General features: G+C 53.5%; 16 protein-coding genes. 10 read left to right on the top strand and 6 right to left on the bottom strand.

The window, feature by feature from the left end:
• Window positions 1-110: 110 nt before the first annotated feature.
• A complete protein-coding gene (gene nadC / locus WFO64_RS16365; protein ID WP_337013125.1) occupies window positions 111-1,022 on the bottom strand; it encodes a carboxylating nicotinate-nucleotide diphosphorylase in 912 nt (303 codons plus the stop codon).
• Window positions 1,023-1,221: 199 nt separating this feature from the next.
• On the opposite strand from nadC, the gene ampD reads away from it, so the two are divergent.
• Both ampD and ampE read left to right on the top strand, forming a co-directional pair.
• Window positions 1,222-1,773: a 1,6-anhydro-N-acetylmuramyl-L-alanine amidase AmpD gene (gene ampD / locus WFO64_RS16360; protein WP_337013124.1), complete on the top strand. Its 552-nt coding sequence runs from the start codon at window positions 1,222-1,224 to the stop codon at window positions 1,771-1,773.
• Window positions 1,774-1,789: 16 nt separating this feature from the next.
• Window positions 1,790-2,644 carry a beta-lactamase regulator AmpE gene (gene ampE / locus WFO64_RS16355; protein WP_337013123.1) on the top strand — a complete coding sequence of 285 codons (855 nt, stop codon included), beginning with the start codon at window positions 1,790-1,792 and terminating at the stop codon, window positions 2,642-2,644.
• Here ampE and WFO64_RS16350 read toward each other — a convergent pair.
• The 4 genes from WFO64_RS16350 to WFO64_RS16335 all read right to left on the bottom strand — a co-directional run bounded on the left by WFO64_RS16350 (window position 2,626) and on the right by WFO64_RS16335 (window position 6,783).
• The gene (locus WFO64_RS16350) at window positions 2,626-3,585 is read right to left on the bottom strand and encodes a glycoside hydrolase family 43 protein (protein WP_337013122.1); all 960 of its coding nucleotides are present in this window, start codon (window positions 3,583-3,585) and stop codon (window positions 2,626-2,628) included. The two genes, ampE and WFO64_RS16350, sit on opposite strands and share 19 nt — an antisense overlap.
• Window positions 3,582-4,994: an MFS transporter gene (locus WFO64_RS16345; protein ID WP_337013121.1), complete on the bottom strand. Its 1,413-nt coding sequence runs from the start codon at window positions 4,992-4,994 to the stop codon at window positions 3,582-3,584. Before WFO64_RS16345 ends, WFO64_RS16350 begins: the two co-directional genes overlap by 4 nt.
• 198 nt (window positions 4,995-5,192) lie before the next feature.
• Window positions 5,193-6,548, bottom strand: a complete 1,356-nt coding sequence (gene aroP / locus WFO64_RS16340; protein WP_337013120.1) for an aromatic amino acid transporter AroP — start codon at window positions 6,546-6,548, stop codon at window positions 5,193-5,195.
• Between the two features lie 58 nt (window positions 6,549-6,606).
• Window positions 6,607-6,783 carry a hypothetical protein gene (locus WFO64_RS16335; RefSeq protein ID WP_337013119.1) on the bottom strand — a complete coding sequence of 59 codons (177 nt, stop codon included), beginning with the start codon at window positions 6,781-6,783 and terminating at the stop codon, window positions 6,607-6,609.
• A 281-nt stretch (window positions 6,784-7,064) separates the two neighbouring features.
• Here WFO64_RS16335 and pdhR point away from each other — a divergent pair, with 281 nt between their 5' ends.
• From pdhR to lpdA, 4 genes are all read left to right on the top strand, one after another.
• Window positions 7,065-7,829: a pyruvate dehydrogenase complex transcriptional repressor PdhR gene (gene pdhR, locus WFO64_RS16330; protein WP_337013118.1), complete on the top strand. Its 765-nt coding sequence runs from the start codon at window positions 7,065-7,067 to the stop codon at window positions 7,827-7,829.
• Between the two features lie 103 nt (window positions 7,830-7,932).
• The gene (gene aceE, locus WFO64_RS16325; protein WP_337013117.1) at window positions 7,933-10,599 is read left to right on the top strand and encodes a pyruvate dehydrogenase (acetyl-transferring), homodimeric type; all 2,667 of its coding nucleotides are present in this window, start codon (window positions 7,933-7,935) and stop codon (window positions 10,597-10,599) included.
• 14 nt (window positions 10,600-10,613) lie between these two features.
• Complete coding sequence (aceF, locus tag WFO64_RS16320) at window positions 10,614-12,518, top strand: pyruvate dehydrogenase complex dihydrolipoyllysine-residue acetyltransferase (RefSeq protein WP_337013116.1); 1,905 nt, start codon at window positions 10,614-10,616, stop codon at window positions 12,516-12,518.
• A gap of 160 nt (window positions 12,519-12,678) precedes the next feature.
• Window positions 12,679-14,103: a dihydrolipoyl dehydrogenase gene (gene lpdA, locus WFO64_RS16315; RefSeq protein WP_061063670.1), complete on the top strand. Its 1,425-nt coding sequence runs from the start codon at window positions 12,679-12,681 to the stop codon at window positions 14,101-14,103.
• A 314-nt stretch (window positions 14,104-14,417) separates the two neighbouring features.
• On the opposite strand, the gene WFO64_RS16310 is transcribed toward lpdA, so the two are convergent.
• Window positions 14,418-15,317, bottom strand: a complete 900-nt coding sequence (locus WFO64_RS16310) for a LysR family transcriptional regulator (protein ID WP_337013115.1) — start codon at window positions 15,315-15,317, stop codon at window positions 14,418-14,420.
• A gap of 105 nt (window positions 15,318-15,422) precedes the next feature.
• Here WFO64_RS16310 and WFO64_RS16305 point away from each other — a divergent pair, with 105 nt between their 5' ends.
• The 4 genes from WFO64_RS16305 to yacL all read left to right on the top strand — a co-directional run bounded on the left by WFO64_RS16305 (window position 15,423) and on the right by yacL (window position 20,471).
• Window positions 15,423-15,932 (top strand): phenolic acid decarboxylase, encoded by a 510-nt coding sequence (locus WFO64_RS16305; protein WP_337013114.1) that lies wholly within the window; start codon window positions 15,423-15,425, stop codon window positions 15,930-15,932.
• Window positions 15,933-16,018: 86 nt separating this feature from the next.
• The gene (locus WFO64_RS16300) at window positions 16,019-16,876 is read left to right on the top strand and encodes an MBL fold metallo-hydrolase (protein ID WP_337013113.1); all 858 of its coding nucleotides are present in this window, start codon (window positions 16,019-16,021) and stop codon (window positions 16,874-16,876) included.
• Between the two features lie 425 nt (window positions 16,877-17,301).
• Window positions 17,302-19,899 carry a bifunctional aconitate hydratase 2/2-methylisocitrate dehydratase gene (gene acnB / locus WFO64_RS16295; RefSeq protein WP_337013112.1) on the top strand — a complete coding sequence of 866 codons (2,598 nt, stop codon included), beginning with the start codon at window positions 17,302-17,304 and terminating at the stop codon, window positions 19,897-19,899.
• Between the two features lie 191 nt (window positions 19,900-20,090).
• The gene (yacL, locus tag WFO64_RS16290; protein WP_337013111.1) at window positions 20,091-20,471 is read left to right on the top strand and encodes a protein YacL; all 381 of its coding nucleotides are present in this window, start codon (window positions 20,091-20,093) and stop codon (window positions 20,469-20,471) included.
• Window positions 20,472-20,499 lie beyond the last annotated feature (28 nt).

The raw sequence follows: 20,499 nt of genomic DNA, 5'->3' as shown, positions 1-20,499 counted from the left end.
AAAAGACAGTCAGATATGGGCAAACTGGAAAGCGTGATGTGAACAGATTTCAGAATTGCAGCGCAGTAGAAACTGCGCCGGAAGCGGGGTCGCAAAATCGCCGTGTTGGGTTACGGTGAGGCAGTCTGTTTTTGTTTGAAACGCATCGAGAGATCCAGCGCCTGCACATGTTTGGTCAGTGCGCCAACCGAAACATAGTCCACCCCGGTCAGGGCGATCTGCGGCAGAGTGGTTTCGGTGACGTTACCGGAGACCTCCAGCAGTGTCCGGCCCTGAGTGAGTTCGACGGCGGCACGCATCGCTTCCAGGCTGAAGTTATCCAGCATGACAATGTCTGCTTTGGCCTCCAGCGCCTGACGTAACTCATCCAGCGATTCCACCTCAACTTCAACTGGCACCTCGGGCTGCAACCAATGTGCTCTTTCCACCGCCTGACCAATCGATCCGCTGGCGATAATGTGGTTCTCTTTAATCAGATAGGCGTCAGACAGACCTAGCCGATGATTAGACCCACCGCCACACAGTACGGCATATTTCAGTGCGGTACGCAGTCCGGGTAAGGTTTTGCGCGTGTCCAGCAGTTGCGTCTGGCTTCCCGCCAGCAGCGCGACATAGCGGCTGACTTCGGTGGCAACACCTGAGAGCGTCTGCACAAAATTAAGCGCCGTACGTTCGGCGGTCAGTAGCAGGCGAGCGGGGCCCTCAATGTCAAACAGCAACTGGTCAGCCTCGATCTGATCACCATCTTCAACATGCCAGCTCAGCGTCGCGTTCGAGCCAAGCTGAATAAATACCTCTTCAACCCAGCGTTTACCACAGAAAACACCGGCTTCGCGGGTGATCACCTGCGCATGGGCCTGCGCATCGGCGGGTAACAGCTGCGCGGTAATATCGCGGTCAGCATCGATCTCGCCACCGAGATCCTCTTTTAACGCCAGTGCCACACCATCCGGAATGTCACTTTCAATGCGTTCAATCAGCGCCTGACGGCGACTGTCTGGATCATAACCACGCAGAGACATAGATGTTTAACTCCAAAAAAAGGGGTATGACAGAGAGGGTCACAATAACCCGAACCCCCATTCGGTTCCAGCCATGCATGGTATTTTGTTTAGTATCCTTAACAAACGGCGATTTAATGTCCCCAGAGCGCCACATTAAGAGGCAAGAATCCTTTATTATTCATGCTATTCTCAGCCTGGTGGAACAAGGAAAACCGGTATGAAAATCAAACAGGGCTGGCTGACGGGCGTGCGCCATATGCCGTCGCCGCATTGCAATGAACGCCCTGATAATGAGGCGCCTTCGCTGCTGGTCATTCACAACATCAGTCTGCCACCCGGTGAATTTGGCGGGCCGTGGATCGATAAATTGTTTACCGGCACACTACCACCCGATGCCCATCCCTATTTTGCGGATATTGCCGCGCTGAAAGTAGCAGCACACTGCCTGATTCGTCGTGACGGAGAGATTGTGCAGTATGTCTCCTTTGATAAACGAGCCTGGCATGCGGGCATTTCGCAGTTTAAGGGACGTGAAAACTGCAACGATTTCTCTATAGGTATCGAGCTGGAAGGGACAGACAGCGAACCTTATACCGGGGCACAATATCGGGCCTTGCAGCAAGTGACGCAATTGCTGCTGCAACATTACCCGTTAACGCCTTCACGTATCACGGGGCACAGCGACATCGCACCGATACGCAAAACCGATCCCGGACCGGCTTTTGACTGGGATTACTACAAGCAGCTGTTAACGCAGCAAAAATCCTGATTTTTGCGGGGTCAGTATGACGTTGTTTACCTTGTTGTTGGTTTTAGGCTGGGAGCGCCTGTTTAAACTGGGCGAGCACTGGCAGCTCGAACACCGGCTGGAGCCGATCTTTCGCCCTCGTCGCCGTTTCTCAATGATGTGTACCCTGCTGATGACCGTGCTGGCGATGGCGCTGACCGCGCTGGTGGTCTGGAGTCTGAAAGGGTTGCTGTTTGGCGTGCTGCAGCTGCTGTTTTGGATCGTTGCCGGGCTGCTCTGTATCGGTGCTGGCTCGATGCGGCAGCACTACCACCGCTACCTGAAAGCGGCCAGTCACGACGACGACGCTGCGCATCAGGCGATGGCGGCTGAGCTGACACGGATTCATGGCGTGCCGGTTGAATGCAGCGAACGCGAATTTTTGCGCGAACTGCAAAATGCACTGATCTGGATAAACTTCCGTTTCTATCTCGCGCCGATGTTCTGGCTGGTAGTGGGTGGAGCGTGGGGGCCGGTGCTGCTGGTGGGGTACGCTTTTCTGCGAGCCTGGCAAAGCTGGCTGGCCAAACACGGTACGCCGATGGCGCGTGCGCAATCGGGCGTAGATGCGATTTTGCATCTTCTCGACTGGATTCCGGTGCGGCTGGCGGGTGTGGCTTACGCCCTGTTAGGCCACGGGGAAAAGGCGTTGCCTGCCTGGTTTGCCTCGCTGACTGATCGTCACCGTTCTCAGTATCAGGTGCTGACTACCCTGGCGCAGTTTTCGCTGTCACGCGATCCGCACACTGATAAAGTTGAAACGCCACGGGTTGCCGTGGCGTTAGCGAAACGGACTTCACTGGTTCTGGTGGTCGCCGTCGCGTTGCTGACGATTTACGGCACGCTGGTGTAATCGGCAGGCGGCACGCCAAAATCGGGCGTGCCATCTTCCCGCCAGCTGAAATATTTCAGTCGGGTATGGCGGTTCGGATCCCATAGTGGATCGCCTTCAATTTCAGTGTAGCTACGCGCGTGGTAAACCAGCACATCGCGTCCCGCCTCATCCTGAGTAAAACTATTGTGACCCGGCCCATACTGATGGTTGTCCCAGCTGGAGACAAATACCGGGCGCGCAGATTTCTGCCATGCTGCAACATCGAGTGGGTCGGCATCAGCAGCTATCGATAGCATCCCGAGACAGTAATTTTCATCGGTGGCGCTGGCGGAGTAAGTCACAAACAGCCGATCGCCGTGACAGATGACAGCCGGTCCTTCATTGACGCTAAACCCTGCGCACTCCCACTCATATTCAGGCCGGCTCAGCATCACCGGCGCGCTTTTCAGCGTCCAGGGATTTACCAGTTCAGCCAGATAGAGGTTGGAGTTGCCGGGAATCGCCGGATCTTTCTGCGCCCACAGATACCAGTTTTTGCCCTGATGCACGAAGTGGGTGGCATCCAGTGAAAAGCTGTCAAACTGGCTGAAGACCCGGCGACAGGGCTGCCATTCGCCCTGCAGCGGATCTTCAGCCTCACACACCAGCGCATACATCCGGTGCTGAAACAGTCCTTCTTTGGTATCACGCGTCGGCGCTGCCGCGAAATAGATGACCCACTGGCCGTCAACGTAGTGCAACTCGGGTGCCCAGATTAATTCGCTGCAGGAACCGCTTTCAGGCTTACGCCAGACGACAACCGGCTCGGCGCTGCGCAGGCCCGCCAGCGTCATGGCGCGACGGACCTCCAGCCGGTCATACTTCGGTACCGAAGCCACAAAATAGTAGTGCTGGTCATGGCGCAATATAAAGGGATCGGCGCGCTGCTCGATAAAAGGATTCGGCCAGGTTGTGGTCATTTTACATCTCCGGTTGGCGTGGCAGCACCGTCGCGCAGGCGAACAGTCTGTAAATCATGGAAGTTTTCACGGCGCAGGGCGAGATCCTGCTGGATGGTGAGCATCATTTTGCGGTCGACCTTCATCAGCCGCACCACCCCTGCGGTAATCAGATAACCGACGCCCGGAATGACGGTAAAGAGCAGCATGATGCCGTTAATCGCCTCAGGTGACTGCTGTTTTGCACCCGCGCTATAGCCATAGATTGACAGCAGAAAGCCGACCATCGCACCGGCTACCGCCAGTCCCACTTTGAGGAAGAACAGGTTGCCGGAGAAACTGATGCCAGTAATACGTTTGCCGGTTTTCCACTCGCCGTAATCATCCACATCGGCCATCAATGACCAGTGCAGCGGAGAGGGGATCTGATGCAGGATGTTCAGCACAAAATAGGCGACCACCACCAACACGGTGGCGTGGGGGTCGATCCAGTAGAAAGCACTGGAGAAGAGCGCCAGCACGATATTGGTCCAGAAGAAGACTTTGAGTTTGCACCAACGGTCGGTGAGCAGTTTCGCCAGCGTGCTGCCGACCATCATGCCAATGACACCCAGGCTGATAAACAACGTGGCAAAGTGAGTTGACTGGCCCATGACCCAGGTAACGTAATACATGGTGGCTGCCATGCGGATGAAGCCGGGGCAGACGTTACAGAAGGTCAGCAGCAGAATGCGTACCCACTCGTCATTTTTCCAGACGTCACGCAGATCTTTTTTCAGGTCATCATTGCTGGGCACGGCAGGGCGGATACGTTCACGTACTGTGGCAAAGCAGAACAGGAACATCGCCAGACCTATCGTTGCCAGTACCGCCATCGCCATCTGGTAGCCACGCGCTTTATCTTCACCACCAAACCACTCTGCCATGGGCAGCAGCGACAGTGAAAGTATCAACGTGGCGATACCAACCATGACAAAGCGGTATGACTGGCAGGAGACGCGCTCGCCAGGGTCGTTGGTAATCACGCCGCCCAGAGAACAGTAAGGAATGTTAATTGCGGTGTAAGTAAGCGACATCAGGAAGTAGGTGGCGAACGCCCAGATCACCTTGTTGTGGTAACTCCAGTCCGGCGTGGTAAACATCAGTACGCTGAACAGGACATAGGGCACGGAAATCCATAAAAGCCAGGGACGAAAGCGGCCCCAGCGGCTCTGGGTGCGATCGGCTATTGCGCCCATGATGGGATCGGTTACCGCATCCAGCACCCTGACCGAGAGCAATAAAGTACCTACCAGCGCCGGGGCAAGGCCGAAAACATCGGTATAGAAGTAGTTCAGAAACAGCATGATGGCACCGCCGATCATGTTGCATCCGGCATCGCCCATGCCATAACCCAGTTTTTCCCGAAACGAGAGGGCTGCACCTTGCATGTTTTTATCCTGCACATTCGCTGTAAACAGGAATTATTATCAGGAAATCAGTGGGATGAACGGTAGTAATCCGTCATGAAGATGGACAAAACAGGCGCGGGGGAAGAAGTGTGAACTGGATCGTGCCCCAGATAAGGCGGCAGGATGGCAGATGACGTGCTGTAACCTCGCCAGGAGGTCGCAGCACGGGGTAAAGCATCAGGCTTTTTGTGTTCGGTTCTTAATAAAGTAGCCCATCCCCAGAATCACCAGCCATACCGGGATCAACCAGACAGAGATTGCCATGCCCGGCGTGGTCGCCATTAGCACCAGAATCGCCGCCAGGAAAATCAGGCAAATCCAGTTACCCGCCGGATAGAGCAGCGCTTTAAAGCGGGTTGTTACGCCCTGCTGATCTTTCTTACGACGGAACTTGAGGTGCGCCAGGCTGATCATCGCCCAGTTGATGACCAGCGCAGAGACCACCAGCGACATCAGCAGGCCAAACGCTTCACCGGGCATCAGGTAGTTGATCAGCACACACAGCGCAGTGGCAACAGCAGAGACCAGAATGGTTAACACCGGTACACCGCGACGATCGACTTTCATCAGCGATTTCGGTGCGTTACCTTGCTGTGCCAGACCAAACAGCATGCGGCTGTTGCAGTAAACGCAGCTGTTATAGACCGACAGGGCAGCCGTCAGGATCACCACGTTCAGTGCATTTGCCACCATGGCATCGCCCAGCTCGTGGAAGATAAAAACAAACGGGCTGACTTCTGACGTGACGCGGCTCCATGGCATCAGTGAGAGCAGCACGGCCAGCGAACCGATGTAGAAAATCAGGATACGCCACAGCACCTGGTTAGTCGCTTTGGGAATGCTCACTTCCGGGTTATCCGCTTCTGCGGCGGTGATCCCCACCAGTTCCAGCCCCCCGAACGAGAACATGATGATCGCCATGACCGTCACCAGACCGCCGATGCCATGCGGGAAAAATCCGCCCTGTTCCCACAAGTTGCGCACGGTAGCCTGCGGACCCGCGTGACCGCTGAACAGCAGCCAGCCACCGAACAGAATCATGCCAATCACCGCAATCACTTTAATGATGGCGAACCAGAACTCCATCTCACCGAACACTTTCACATTGGTCAGGTTGATGGCGTTGATCATTACGAAGAAGATGGCTGCCGAGGCCCAGGTCGGAAAGTCTGGCCACCAGAACTGAACATATTTGCCTACAGCGGTGAGTTCCGCCATGGCAACCAGTACATAGAGTACCCAGTAGTTCCAGCCCGAAGCAAAACCAGCAAAGTTGCCCCAGTATTTGTAGGCAAAGTGGCTAAAGCTGCCGGCTACTGGCTCTTCGACCACCATTTCACCCAACTGGCGCATAATTAAAAAGGCAATAAAACCAGCAATCGCATAGCCCAGAATAACGGCCGGTCCGGCGGATTCAATGACCGATGCACTGCCCAGGAACAGGCCGGTTCCCACTGCACCCCCCAGCGCGATGAGCTGAATATGGCGGTTCTTAAGACCACGTTTCAGCGCTTCGCCATGCTGTTGTTCCATACAAACCTCGTGATGTTTTTATTCTTCGTTCGCAGCGCAGTTCGCTGTAATGAAGTGGTTACAATAACGTATTGATTATTTTACGGTATCTGACGTGCTGAATGATGCCATCTGCTACCCTGGCGACAAGAATAGTGATAAGCGAATCGCTTTGCACCTGCTTTCGCCTTTCGTGCTGAGCATTGACTGAAAAACCACCGTTCTGGTCACGTCTTTCTACAGAAACTTCTGCCATGAAATTCCCATAATGACGAATAGGGTTCACTTATGGTTGCCGCTGCACTCAGGCGCTTAACGGGTGTAAGGTTTGGTAAAAGTGAATTTATTTAACAATTTCAGTCACGCCATATTTTCATTTTTTTAACCGCAAGTTAGCGTCAGCACAGGCTTTCGGGGGATGTGAATAAGGCAGACACCATATAGACACAAGGTGAATACTTTGTTACTTTACCGACACCTCGTTGCAATTGGTATTACCAATTTACTCTGGACGATTGGCTTAATTAAGAAGGGACGATGGCTTACAGTAAGATTCGCCAACCTAAGCTCTCCGACGCTATCGAGCAACAGCTCGAATCCCTGATTATGGAAGGGACACTGCGTCCGGGAGAGAAGCTGCTCCCTGAGCGCGAACTCGCTAAACAATTCGATGTCTCACGTCCGTCTCTCCGCGAAGCGATCCAGCGCTTAGAAGCCAAAGGATTATTGCTGCGCCGACAGGGCGGCGGAACGTTCGTACAGGAGCATCTCTGGCAAAGCCTGAGCGATCCACTCGTTGAGCTTCTTGCTGACCATCCGGAATCACAGTTTGATCTGCTGGAAACACGCCATGCCTTAGAAGGCATCGCCGCCTATTACGCGGCACTGCGCGGAACCGAAGAAGACCTGCTGCGCATACGCGACTGCCATCTGCACATCCAGCAGGCGCAGGACAGCGGCGATTTAGACGCCGAAGCAGACGCAGTGATGCAGTATCAGATCGCTGTCACAGAAGCGGCCCATAATGTTGTGCTTTTACATTTGCTACGCTCAATGGGCCCTATGCTGGAACGAAACGTCCGTCAGAATTTCGAATTGCTCTACTCGCGCCGGGAAATGCTGGCAAAAGTGAGCGGTCACCGCGCCAGAATCTTTGAGGCGATTGTGGCTCGTGAGCCAGAAAAAGCGCGCGAGGCTTCACACCGTCACCTGGCGTTCATAGAGGAAATCTTGCTGGATAGAAGTCGGGAGCAGAGCCGTCGAGAACGCTCCCTGCGTCGTTTACAGCAACGTAAGGAATAACGTGCGACAAAGATCGTACGGACATGTGCGACGAGCCTGCCTGCATCTGCTTTAACAGGCTCCCGATTATTCAACGTATTAGACACAGATAAGGAATACACCCATGTCAGAACGTTTACACAATGACGTGGACCCGATTGAAACTCGTGACTGGCTACAGGCGATCGAATCGGTCATCCGTGAAGAAGGTGTTGAACGTGCACAGTATCTGATTGATCAGGTACTGGGTGCAGCCCGAAAAGGCGGCGTAAAAGTGGCTGCAGGATCTTCTGCAATCAGCAACTACATCAACTCTATTGCCATTGAAGATGAACCCGACTATCCGGGCAACACCTCTCTTGAACGTCGTATCCGTTCCGCAATCCGCTGGAACGCCATTATGTCGGTGCTGCGCGCATCGAAGAAAGATCTGGAACTTGGTGGCCACATGTCCTCCTTCCAGTCTTCTGCCACCATTTATGAAGTGTGCTTCAACCACTTCTTCCGCGCACGCAGTGACAAAGATGGCGGCGATCTGGTCTATTTCCAGGGCCACATCTCTCCAGGCATCTATGCTCGAGCATTCCTTGAAGGTCGCCTGACTGAAGATCAGATGAATAACTTCCGTCAGGAAGTTGAGGGTAAAGGTCTCTCTTCTTATCCGCACCCGAAATTAATGCCAGAATTTTGGCAGTTCCCGACCGTATCAATGGGTCTGGGCCCGCTGTCGGCTATCTATCAGGCGAAGTTCCTGAAATATCTGGAACATCGTGGTCTGAAAGATACCTCTGCGCAGACCGTTTACGCCTTCCTGGGTGATGGTGAGATGGATGAGCCTGAATCCAAAGGTGCGATCACTATCGCCACCCGTGAAAAACTGGATAACCTGGTCTTCATCATCAACTGCAACCTGCAGCGTCTGGATGGCCCGGTTACCGGTAATGGCAAGATCATCAACGAGCTGGAAGGCATCTTTGCCGGCGCGGGCTGGGAAGTGATCAAAGTCATCTGGGGCGGCCGCTGGGATGAGCTGCTGCGCAAAGATACCAGCGGCAAGCTGATTCAGCTGATGAATGAAACCGTTGACGGTGACTACCAGACCTTTAAATCCCGTGATGGTGCCTATGTGCGTGAGCACTTCTTTGGCAAATATCCGGAAACCGCAGCGCTGGTTAAAGATCTGTCCGATGATGAAATCTGGGCATTGAATCGTGGCGGTCACGATCCCAAGAAAATCTACGCGGCACTGAAAAAAGCGCAGGATACCAAAGGCAAACCGGTACTCATCCTGGCCCATACCATCAAAGGTTATGGTATGGGCGACACTGCGGAAGGCAAAAACATTGCTCACCAGGTGAAGAAGATGAACATGGATGGCGTACGCTATATCCGTGACCGCTTCAACGTGCCAGTTGCCGATGACAAGATTGAATCACTGCCGTACGTGACCTTTGAAAAAGGCTCAGAAGAGCACGCTTATCTGCACGGTCAGCGTGAGAAGTTAGGCGGCTACCTGCCAACGCGTCAGCCGAAATTCACTGAAAAGCTGGAAATGCCAGCGCTGGAAGAGTTCAGTGCGCTGCTGGATGAACAGAACAAAGAGATCTCGACCACCATCGCCTTTGTGCGTGCCCTGAACGTGATGCTGAAGAACAAGTCGATCAAAGATCGTCTGGTTCCTATTCTTGCTGATGAAGCGCGTACTTTTGGCATGGAAGGTCTGTTCCGTCAGATTGGTATCTACAGCCCGAACGGTCAGCAGTATACGCCACAGGACCGCGAGCAGGTGGCTTACTACAAAGAAGACGAGAAAGGCCAGATTCTGCAGGAAGGAATCAACGAACTGGGCGCAGGTTCATCCTGGCTGGCTGCGGCGACCTCTTACAGCACCAACAACCTGCCGATGATCCCGTTCTACATCTATTACTCGATGTTTGGCTTCCAGCGTATCGGCGATCTGATGTGGCTGGCGGGCGACCAACAGGCGCGCGGCTTCCTGGTCGGCGGCACCTCCGGTCGTACTACCCTGAACGGTGAAGGTTTGCAGCATGAAGATGGTCACAGCCACATTCAGTCGCTGACTATCCCGAACTGTATCTCTTACGATCCTTCATACGCTTATGAAGTCGCAGTCATCATGCATGATGGTCTGGTGCGTATGTATGGCGAAGCGCAGGAGAACGTGTACTACTACATCACCACGCTGAACGAAAACTACCACATGCCTGCCATGCCGCAGGGCGTGGAAGAGGGTATCCGCAAGGGTATCTATAAGCTGGAAACGGTAGACGGCAGCAAAGGCAAAGTGCAGCTGCTGGGTTCAGGTTCTATCCTGCGTCATGTGCGTGAAGCTGCACAGATCCTGGCGAAAGATTACGGTATCGGTTCTGATGTCTACAGTGTTACCTCGTTCACTGAACTGGCGCGTGATGGCCAGGATTGTGAGCGCTGGAACATGCTGCATCCGACAGAAGAAGCGCGAGTACCTTACATCGCTCAGGTGATGAACGAGGCACCTGCTGTTGCGTCAACCGACTATATGAAACTGTTCGCTGAGCAGGTTCGTAGCTACGTCCCGGCCAGCGATTATCGCGTACTGGGTACCGATGGCTTTGGTCGCTCTGACAGCCGTGAAAACCTGCGTCATCACTTTGAAGTGGATGCATCTTATGTAGTGGTCGCCGCGCTGGGTGAGCTGGCTAAACGCGGCGAGATCGAGAAGAACGTGGTGGCCGACGCGATCACCAAATTCAATATCGATGCCGATAAAGTTAACCCGCGTCTGGCTTAAGAGGTAATAGAGTAATGGCTATCGAAATTAAGGTACCGGATATCGGGTCTGACGAAGTTGAAGTCACCGAGATTCTGGTGAAAGTTGGCGACAAGGTGGAAGCCGAGCAGTCGCTGATCACCGTGGAAGGCGACAAAGCCTCAATGGAAGTGCCGTCGCCGCAGGCTGGCGTAGTCAAAGAGATCAAAATCTCCACCGGTGACAAAGTTGAGACCGGCTCGCTGATCATGGTGTTTGATGCCGAAGGTGCTGCTGAAGCAGCACCGGCCCCCGCTGCAGAGAAAAAAGCGGACGCGGCGCCTGCGCCAGCCGCTGCTGCTGCGACTGCCAGCAAAGAAGTCGCTGTTCCGGATATCGGTGGTGACGAAGTTGAAGTCACGGAGATTCTGGTGAAGGTTGGCGACAAAGTCGAAGCCGAACAGTCACTGATTGTGGTTGAAGGCGACAAAGCCTCTATGGAAGTCCCGGCACCGTTCGCGGGTGTGGTCAAAGAGATCACCATTGCGACCGGCGACAAAGTCAGCACCGGTTCAGCCATCATGGTTTTTGAAGCAGAAGGCGCAGCACCTGCCCCTGATGCGAAGCCAGAAGTGAAAGAAGACGCGGCAACGGCACCTGCCGCGGCTGCAGGCGCCAAAGACGTTAACGTGCCGGATATCGGGGGTGATGAAGTTGAAGTCACCGAGATCCTGGTCAAGGTTGGCGACAAAGTTGAAGCTGAGCAGTCACTGATTGTGGTTGAAGGCGACAAAGCCTCAATGGAAGTGCCAGCGCCATTTGCGGGTACCGTCAAAGCGCTGAAAGTCGCGACGGGCGATAAAATCAGCACCGGATCACTGATCATGGTGTTCGACGTCGAAGGTGCTGCTCCGGCCGCCCCTGCGGCAGCGAAACAGGAAGCTGCACCGGCACCGGCTGCGAAATCTGATGCTAAGCCAGCAGCCGCGGCACCAGCCGCCAAAGCAGAGAGCAAAGGTGAGTTCGCAGAGAACGCTGCTTACGTTCACGCTACTCCGGTGATTCGTCGCCTGGCGCGCGAGTTTGGTGTTAACCTGGCGAAAGTCAAAGGCACTGGCCGTAAAGGTCGTATTCTGAAAGAAGACGTTCAGACTTACGTGAAAGACGCGGTGAAACGCGCTGAAGCGGCGCCAGTTGCGGCAAGTGGTGGCGGTCTGCCTGGCATGCTGCCATGGCCGAAAGTTGATTTCAGTAAGTTTGGCGAAATCGAAGAAGTCGAACTGGGCCGCATCCAGAAAATTTCTGGCGCAAACCTGAGCCGTAACTGGGTAATGATCCCGCACGTTACGCATTTCGACAAAACCGATATCACCGATCTGGAAGCCTTCCGTAAGCAGCAGAATACTGAAGCAGAGAAGCGTAAGCTGGATGTGAAGTACACCCCGGTGGTGTTCATCATGAAAGCGGTCGCGGCGGCGCTTGAGCAGATGCCTCGCTTCAACAGTTCGCTGTCTGAAGATGCGCAGAAACTGACGCTGAAAAAATATATCAACATCGGTGTGGCGGTTGATACGCCAAATGGTCTGGTCGTTCCGGTCTTTAAAGACGTGAACAAAAAAGGCATCACCGAGCTGTCGCGTGAACTGATGGCGATTTCGAAGAAAGCGCGTGACGGTAAGCTGACCGCGGGCGACATGCAGGGCGGATGCTTCACCATCTCCAGCCTGGGTGGCCTGGGTACCACACACTTTGCGCCGATCGTTAACGCGCCGGAAGTGGCTATCCTGGGTGTCTCTAAATCGGCGATGGAGCCGGTGTGGAACGGAAAAGAGTTTACGCCGCGTCTGATGATGCCGATTTCTCTCTCCTTCGACCACCGCGTGATCGACGGTGCTGATGGTGCGCGATTCATCACCATTATCGGCAATATGCTGTCCGACATTCGTCGTTTAGTTATGTAAATGTAAAGAAGGCCGGCGGATGCCGGCCTTCCTTTAACGATTCGTCGCGCCGCGGTTGGCAGTTTGTTAACAATTCTGTAAACTCTTGCGGTGAAAGTCCCGGTGGAACAAGGGCATTATAAGAACGTCTGACCCGCCGGATATCAATTAAGAGGTCATGATGAGTACAGAGATTAAAACCCAGGTCGTGGTACTTGGGGCAGGTCCTGCAGGTTACTCTGCAGCCTTCCGTTGTGCGGATTTAGGTCTGGAAACCGTACTGGTAGAACGTTATAGCACCCTGGGCGGTGTTTGTCTGAACGTCGGTTGTATCCCATCTAAAGCGCTGCTGCACGTTGCTAAAGTGATTGAAGAGGCGAAAGCCCTTGAAGAGCACGGCATTGTGTTTGGCCAGCCTTCTACTGATATCAACAAGATTCGCAGCTGGAAAGAGAAGGTCATCAACCAGTTAACTGGCGGCCTGTCAGGTATGGCAAAAGGCCGTAAAGTCACTGTCGTTAATGGCCTCGGCAAATTCACGGGTGCTAATACCCTGGTGGTTGAAGGAGAAGGCGGCGCAACCACCATCAACTTCGATAACGCCATCATCGCTGCGGGTTCACGTCCAATCGAACTGCCCTTCATTCCACATGAAGATCCACGCGTCTGGGATTCTACCGATGCACTGGAGCTGAAAGAAGTGCCGAAGCGCTTGCTGGTTATGGGTGGCGGCATCATCGGTCTGGAAATGGCGACGGTTTATCATGCGCTGGGTTCAGAGATCGATGTGGTTGAGATGTTCGACCAGGTTATCCCGGCTGCGGATAAAGACGTGGTAAAAGTCTTTACCAAAAAAATCAGCAAGAAATTTAACCTGATACTGGAAACTAAAGTGACTGCCGTTGAAGCGAAAGACGATGGCATTTACGTTTCCATGGAAGGTAAAAAAGCACCAGGCGAAGCGCAGCGTTATGATGCGGTGCTGGTGGCCATCGGTCGTGTGCCGAACGGTAAAGGTCTGGATGCCGGTAAAGCGGGCGTGGAAGTGGACGATCGCGGCTTCATCCGCGTCGACAAACAGATGCGCACCAACGTGCCACACATCTATGCTATCGGCGACATCGTCGGTCAGCCAATGCTGGCGCACAAAGGCGTGCATGAAGGCCACGTGGCGGCTGAAGTGATCTCTGGTCTGAAGCACTACTTCGATCCTAAAGTCATTCCTTCTATTGCTTATACTGAGCCTGAAGTTGCCTGGGTTGGCCTGACCGAGAAAGAAGCGAAAGAGAAGGGCATCAGCTATGAGACCTCCACCTTCCCGTGGGCAGCCTCAGGCCGTGCTATCGCTTCTGATTGTGCAGACGGTATGACCAAACTGATTTTCGACAAAGAGACCCACCGGATTATTGGTGGCGCGATTGTCGGTACTAACGGCGGCGAGCTGTTAGGCGAAATCGGTCTGGCCATTGAGATGGGTTGTGATGCGGAAGATATTGCGCTGACCATCCATGCTCACCCGACCCTGCATGAATCAGTCGGTCTGGCGGCAGAAATCTTCGAAGGCAGCATCACCGATCTGCCTAACGCGAAAGCGAAGAAGAAATAAGTTTCTGCTACTAAAGAAAAAAGCTCCCATTTCGGGGGCTTTTTTTTCGCCTGGATTTTGTGCTGTAGACTCAGTGTGCATTGCAGTTCATTCAGGGTGTAAAATCCGGTGAAATCATCGGGCGTAAAAATGCATTGTAATCAGCGTGATAGCGTAAAATATTCCCTGTGTGAGAGGGGGTAAACCGATGTGACTCAATTCCCAAAGTATGATTACGTCATTGTCCTGTACACTGGGGAACACACCCGCAGTTCGCCGCCGATATTGTTTTCAATACCCGGCCTGTCCTACACAAACCCCTGCAAATCTTTCACTCAGTCACGCACTGCTCTCTGCGCCACCCGCTCAACAAACATCTGCGCCAGTGCAGCAATGGCGCTGTTGCCGGGCAGTCTTTCTTCGTTCATATGCATCACCAGCGAACTACTGCGTCGGCGGCCCTGCAGCAGTGGCAGGGGCCGAAGTTCACCGCTCTCCAGGAGCGCGGCGATGTTCTGTTCCGGCAGCCAGCCATAACCTAACCCATGCTGGACCGCTTCAATTGCTGCCGACAGCGTCGTGAAGGACCAGTTCTCCGCCTGATCGCCATTAACCTCTGACTGCTGCTGTTGCTGACGATCCAGAATAGTAATGCAGGGCCAGCGTGCCAGTGTGGCAGCATTAAGCGGGGCGGTTTCGCGGTGTAGAGGGTGGTCGCGATGAGCGACGGCAATAAAATCGACACTCATCAGACTTTCGCCTGCTACGGGCGTATCGCCATACTGCGCCACCAGCCAGAGATCCGCCTGATGCTCCGCCAGTCTGTCAGGCGTTTCGCTTCGGACGATTTCGCTGAACCAGATGCGCACATGTGGATAGCGCTGCTGAAAGGTCTGGAGCACATCAAACAGCAAAGGTTTGGGCAGCGTCGCATCGACCATCAAATCGATGCGCGAACGCTCGCCGCGCTGCAGTGCATTGGCCTGAGCCTCAAGCGCGCCGAATCCCTCCAGCAGCGGACGAACCTGAGCGAGCAACTGATGTCCTTCCGCGCTGAGGATGGCACGGCGGCCTTCCTGTTCTAACAGGGTCAAACCCAGCCGCTGTTGTAACAGGCTGAGCTGATAGCTCAGTGAGGACTGGCTGCGATTGTTCTTCTCCGCTGCCAGCGCAAAACTTCCCTCATTTACCACTGCGTCGAGCAGATACCACTGTTCAAGTGTTGTTTTGTACATGAATACTCATCTAAAAATTGGATGATTTAGTTCTAAAAATAGCGTTATTAATCGATTTTGTAACGCGCAATAATCTTCTCAAGGAAAATAAATGAGGAATTAATCATGATCACTTTTGATAAACATGACCTGTCTGGCATTGTCGGCAAACATCTGGTTTACACCTATGACAACGGCTGGAACTACGAGCTCTACATTAAAAATGCCAGTACCATCGACTATCGCATTCACAGTGGCATGGTCGGTAATCGCTGGGTTAAAAATCAGCACGTCTATGTCGTTCGCCTGGCGCAGGATGTTTATAAAGTCTCCTGGACTGAACCAACCGGTACCGATGTCAGCCTGGCCGTTAATCTGGCTGATAAAATTTTCCATGGCACTATCTTCTTCCCACGCTGGGTAATGAACAATCCGGAAAAAACCGTCTGCTTCCAGAATGATTATCTGGAAGAGATGGCAAAATTCCGCGAAGCGGGCCCGGCTTATCCAACCGAAGTGATTGATGAGTTCGCGACGCTGACCGTAATCCGTGATGTGGGTGAAAATAACGAAAGCGTGATCGACTGTCCGCCTGACCAGTTGCCCGCCAATTTTCCGGAAAATCTGAAAAATTAAACATGTACAGAAGAGGTCATGACGACCTCTTCTGAATAGCAGTTTCTGTCTTGTAGCTTCTGACGCGTAACTTGCGAGGACGAAAAATGGATTTATCGACGAAGGTTTTTATCAGTAGTGACCAGCATGACGGTTTCGGTGTCAGTTCCACCCTCATCATGGGCGAGAAAGAGGCGATGTTAGTTGATGCCCAGTTTACGCTGGCGAATGCCCATCGGTTAGTCGCGGAAATTATCGAAACTGGTCTCGACCTGAAACGCATTTTTATTACGCATTTGCACCCCGATCATTTTCTGGGTCTTGAAGTGATTAAATCCGTCTTTCCGGATGCCGAAATTTTCTCTTATAAGCAGGTCGCCCAGGACGTTAATGATGCCTTCGACTTCAAAATTGATTACTGGGGTAAGCAGGTATTAAAAGAGAATGGTGCCCGCACTACCTTTCCGATTACTGAACTGGAGGAGGACACAATCTGGCTGGAAGGGCAGCAGATTAAAATTCTGAGCGGTCTCAGCGGCGATTGTATCCGGGTCACACCGCTTTGGATCCCCTCGACCAAAACGCTGATTGCCTCAGATGTGGTCTTCGCTGACGCACACGTCTGGATTGCCGATATGCGTACGCCGGAGCGTATGGCGAAATGGATGGAAAGTCTGGATACGCTCGACGCGCTGGAGCCGAAAGTGCTGATTCCCGGGCACTCGCGAACCACGCCAACCCTTAGCCCGTCGGCGATAGGCTTTACCCGCACCTATATCAAAGATTTCATTAAGACGCTGCATAAGGTCAACGACAGCGAAGAGCTGGTGCAGGAAATGGAGCGAATTTATCCCAACCTGCCAGTGAAAATCTGTCTCGACTACAGCGCGCGGATTCTGAAAGATCACTACGTCTGGTCGGGTGACTGGCCAGAATCCCTGCGGGAAATGAAAACCACGCTGTAATCATCTTCAGCATAAAGAGCACCAGGCAGATTTTCGGCCTGGTATGGATAGGGTGACGAACTCACCTCTGCTGTAAACCAGACGTACTTCGACTTCTATTCCTGCCCGTTATCTATTTCACTGAATCACTTATCTAAAACCGCTGCAAAGATGACGTTATCATGCCGTTATTTCTACGGAATCCGCTACGCGGCAAACTGACCGTTTCAGCTAAGTCAGCGGGCTGATGCGGGGAAATATACGGGTAGAAGCCGCACAGTCGATTATGTTGTATTTTTGTAAACAGATTAACAAACAGACGAAATCCTGCTATTCTGCCCTCCGCGAAACCGGGCACCTCAACCTGGACGAGAAAGGGAAGTGTGTTCTCCATAAGTGAGCAAGGTGGTCGGAAAGCCCTACATAATGAGAGCGAGGATAACGTCGTGCTAGAAGAATACCGTAAGCACGTTGCCGAGCGTGCTGCCCAGGGAATTGTACCTAAGCCTTTAGAGGCTTCCCAGATGGCCGCGCTGGTTGAACTGCTGAAAAATCCACCTGCGGGTGAAGAAGAATTTTTGACCGATTTATTGGTCAACCGAGTCCCACCTGGCGTCGATGAAGCGGCGTATGTCAAAGCCGGTTTCCTGGCGGCTGTCGCCAAAGGCGAAGCAACCTCTCCTCTGATATCTCCTGAAAAAGCGGTTGAACTGCTCGGCACTATGCAGGGTGGTTACAACATTCATCCGCTGATTGAAGCGCTGGACGATAGCAAATTGGCTCCTGGCGCTGCGAAAGCCCTTTCACACACGCTGCTGATGTTCGACAACTTCTATGATGTCGAGGAGAAAGCGAAAGCGGGTAATGAATACGCGAAACAGGTGATGCAATCCTGGGCAGAGGCGGAATGGTATCTGTCACGGCCTGAACTGGCTGAGAAGATCACCGTAACGGTGTTCAAAGTCACGGGTGAAACCAACACCGACGACCTCTCTCCGGCCCCGGATGCCTGGTCACGTCCAGATATTCCTCTGCACGCCCTGGCGATGCTGAAAAATGCCCGCGAAGGCATTGAGCCGGATGAAGCGGGCAATATCGGCCCGATCAAACAGATCGAAGCACTGAAGACCAAAGGTTTCCCCCTAGCGTATGTGGGAGATGTGGTCGGAACGGGTTCTTCACGTAAGTCTGCCACCAACTCAGTGCTGTGGTTTATGGGCGACGACATCCCGAACGTGCCAAATAAAAAAGGCGGCGGCGTGGTGCTGGGCAGCAAAATTGCACCCATCTTCTTCAACACCATGGAAGATGCGGGCGCACTGCCGATTGAAGTTGACGTCAACGACCTGAACATGGGAGATGTGATCGACATCTATCCGTTCAAAGGTGAAGTGCGCAACCACGAAACCCATGAACTGCTGGCCAGTTTCGAACTCAAAACCGAAGTGCTGATTGACGAAGTGCGCGCCGGTGGCCGTATTCCGCTGATCATCGGCCGCGGCCTGACCACTAAAGCGCGTGAATCGCTGGGTCTGCCACACAGCACCGTATTCCGTCAGGCGAAAGATGTTGCGGAGAGCACCCGTGGCTTCTCGCTGGCGCAGAAAATGGTTGGCCGCGCCTGTGGCGTTACCGGTGTTCGTCCGGGAGCCTATTGCGAACCTAAGATGACCTCGGTTGGCTCGCAGGATACCACCGGCCCGATGACCCGTGACGAGCTGAAAGATCTGGCTTGCCTGGGCTTCTCGACCGATCTGGTCATGCAGTCTTTCTGTCATACCGCCGCTTATCCTAAGCCGGTTGATGTGAACACGCACCACACGTTGCCGGACTTCATCATGAACCGTGGCGGTGTGTCGCTGCGTCCGGGTGATGGTATTATCCACAGCTGGCTGAACCGCATGCTGCTGCCGGATACCGTAGGTACCGGTGGTGACTCGCATACTCGTTTCCCTATCGGCATCTCTTTCCCGGCGGGTTCAGGTCTGGTGGCGTTTGCCGCAGCGACGGGCGTTATGCCGCTCGACATGCCGGAATCGGTACTGGTGCGCTTCAAAGGTAAGATGGAGCCAGGCATTACTCTGCGCGATCTGGTTCACGCTATTCCGCTGTATGCCATCAAACAGGGCCTGCTGACCGTTGAGAAGAAAGGTAAGAAAAATATCTTCTCCGGCCGAATCCTGGAGATTGAAGGTCTGCCGGATCTGAAAGTCGAGCAGGCGTTTGAGCTGTCCGATGCATCAGCTGAACGTTCCGCTGCGGGCTGTACCATCAAGCTGGATAAAGCGCCAATTATCGAATACCTCAGCTCTAACATTGTGCTGCTGAAGTGGATGATCGCAGAAGGCTACGGCGATCGTCGTACGCTGGAGCGTCGCATTGAAGGTATGGAGAAATGGCTGGCCGATCCTCAGTTGCTTGAGCCGGATGCCGATGCTGAATATGCCGCCGTGATCGAAATCGATCTGGCCGAGATTAAAGAGCCGATCCTCTGTGCACCAAACGATCCGGATGATGCACGTCTGCTCTCTGACGTTCAGGGCGAGAAGATCGACGAAGTGTTCATCGGCTCGTGCATGACCAACATTGGTCACTTCCGTGCCGCCGGTAAACTGCTCGATAGCCACAAAGGCCAGTTGCCTACCCGTCTGTGGGTAGCGCCGCCAACCAAGATGGATGCGGCGCAGTTGACCGAAGAGGGCTACTACAGCGTTTTCGGTAAAAGCGGCGCGCGCATTGAGATTCCAGGTTGTTCACTCTGCATGGGTAACCAGGCACGTGTAGCAGATGGTTCGACGGTGGTTTCCACCTCGACCCGTAACTTCCCGAACCGTCTGGGTACCGGCGCTAACGTTTATCTGGCGTCTGCAGAACTGGCTGCTGTTGCCTCTCTGCTAGGCCGGCTGCCAACGCCGGATGAGTATCAGCAATTTATGGCGCAGGTCGATAAAACGGCCAATGACACCTATCGCTATCTCAACTTCGACCAGTTAACGCAGTACACCGACAAAGCTGATGGCGTGATTTTCCAGACCGCGGTCTGACTATTCTCCTGTCAGCAACAACAGAAAGGGGCGATGATTCGCCCCTTTTTTACGTCTCAGCGCTGGGTAGAGAGACGATCAAATGCTGGATTTCGCCAGACAGCCTGCAATAATGCGCGACGTGTCAAACTTATCCACTCAGGCAGCACTGACACTCATTTGATGACGCGACGACGTTGAGAGGACGGGCGATGGAATACGAATTTTTACGCGATGTGACCGGACAGATTAAGGTTCGCATGTCGATGGATCATGAAGCGGTCGGCCACTGGTTCAACGAAGAAGTGAAGAACGATCCGGGCTTACTGGATGAAGTTGAAGCCGCAATAGAGGATGTCAAAGGTAGCGTGCGGCAGTGGCAGCGCATCGGCAGCGAGTACACCATTCTGCTGGATGAGGAAGAGGTGATGATTCGCGCTAATCTGCTGGCACTGGAAGATGACGGCATGGAAGAGGGGATGAATTACTATGACGAAGAAAGCCTCTCATTCTGCGGCATCGAAGATTTTCAGCTGGTGATTGCCGCCTACCGCCAGTTTGTGAACCAGTACGGCAAACCAGTAAGGCAGTAAAAGCCCGGCGACCTGAGCTGCCCAGCCT

This window comes from Pantoea sp. AS142, from assembly GCF_037152305.1.
In the GTDB taxonomy this organism is placed as follows: Bacteria; Pseudomonadota; Gammaproteobacteria; order Enterobacterales; family Enterobacteriaceae; genus Pantoea.
The sequence above is the reverse complement of the archived record's forward strand: the minus strand, read 5'-3'. Positions and strand labels throughout refer to the sequence as shown.

Coding starts and splice junctions, on each gene's coding strand:
- nadC (WP_337013125.1), bottom strand. CDS start 1,022: ATGTCTCTGCGTGGTTATGATCCAGACAGTCGCCGTCAGGCGCTGATT.
- ampD (WP_337013124.1), top strand. CDS start 1,222: ATGAAAATCAAACAGGGCTGGCTGACGGGCGTGCGCCATATGCCGTCG.
- ampE (WP_337013123.1), top strand. CDS start 1,790: ATGACGTTGTTTACCTTGTTGTTGGTTTTAGGCTGGGAGCGCCTGTTT.
- WFO64_RS16350 (WP_337013122.1), bottom strand. CDS start 3,585: ATGACCACAACCTGGCCGAATCCTTTTATCGAGCAGCGCGCCGATCCC.
- WFO64_RS16345 (WP_337013121.1), bottom strand. CDS start 4,994: ATGCAAGGTGCAGCCCTCTCGTTTCGGGAAAAACTGGGTTATGGCATG.
- aroP (WP_337013120.1), bottom strand. CDS start 6,548: ATGGAACAACAGCATGGCGAAGCGCTGAAACGTGGTCTTAAGAACCGC.
- WFO64_RS16335 (WP_337013119.1), bottom strand. CDS start 6,783: ATGGCAGAAGTTTCTGTAGAAAGACGTGACCAGAACGGTGGTTTTTCA.
- pdhR (WP_337013118.1), top strand. CDS start 7,065: ATGGCTTACAGTAAGATTCGCCAACCTAAGCTCTCCGACGCTATCGAG.
- aceE (WP_337013117.1), top strand. CDS start 7,933: ATGTCAGAACGTTTACACAATGACGTGGACCCGATTGAAACTCGTGAC.
- aceF (WP_337013116.1), top strand. CDS start 10,614: ATGGCTATCGAAATTAAGGTACCGGATATCGGGTCTGACGAAGTTGAA.
- lpdA (WP_061063670.1), top strand. CDS start 12,679: ATGAGTACAGAGATTAAAACCCAGGTCGTGGTACTTGGGGCAGGTCCT.
- WFO64_RS16310 (WP_337013115.1), bottom strand. CDS start 15,317: ATGTACAAAACAACACTTGAACAGTGGTATCTGCTCGACGCAGTGGTA.
- WFO64_RS16305 (WP_337013114.1), top strand. CDS start 15,423: ATGATCACTTTTGATAAACATGACCTGTCTGGCATTGTCGGCAAACAT.
- WFO64_RS16300 (WP_337013113.1), top strand. CDS start 16,019: ATGGATTTATCGACGAAGGTTTTTATCAGTAGTGACCAGCATGACGGT.
- yacL (WP_337013111.1), top strand. CDS start 20,091: ATGGAATACGAATTTTTACGCGATGTGACCGGACAGATTAAGGTTCGC.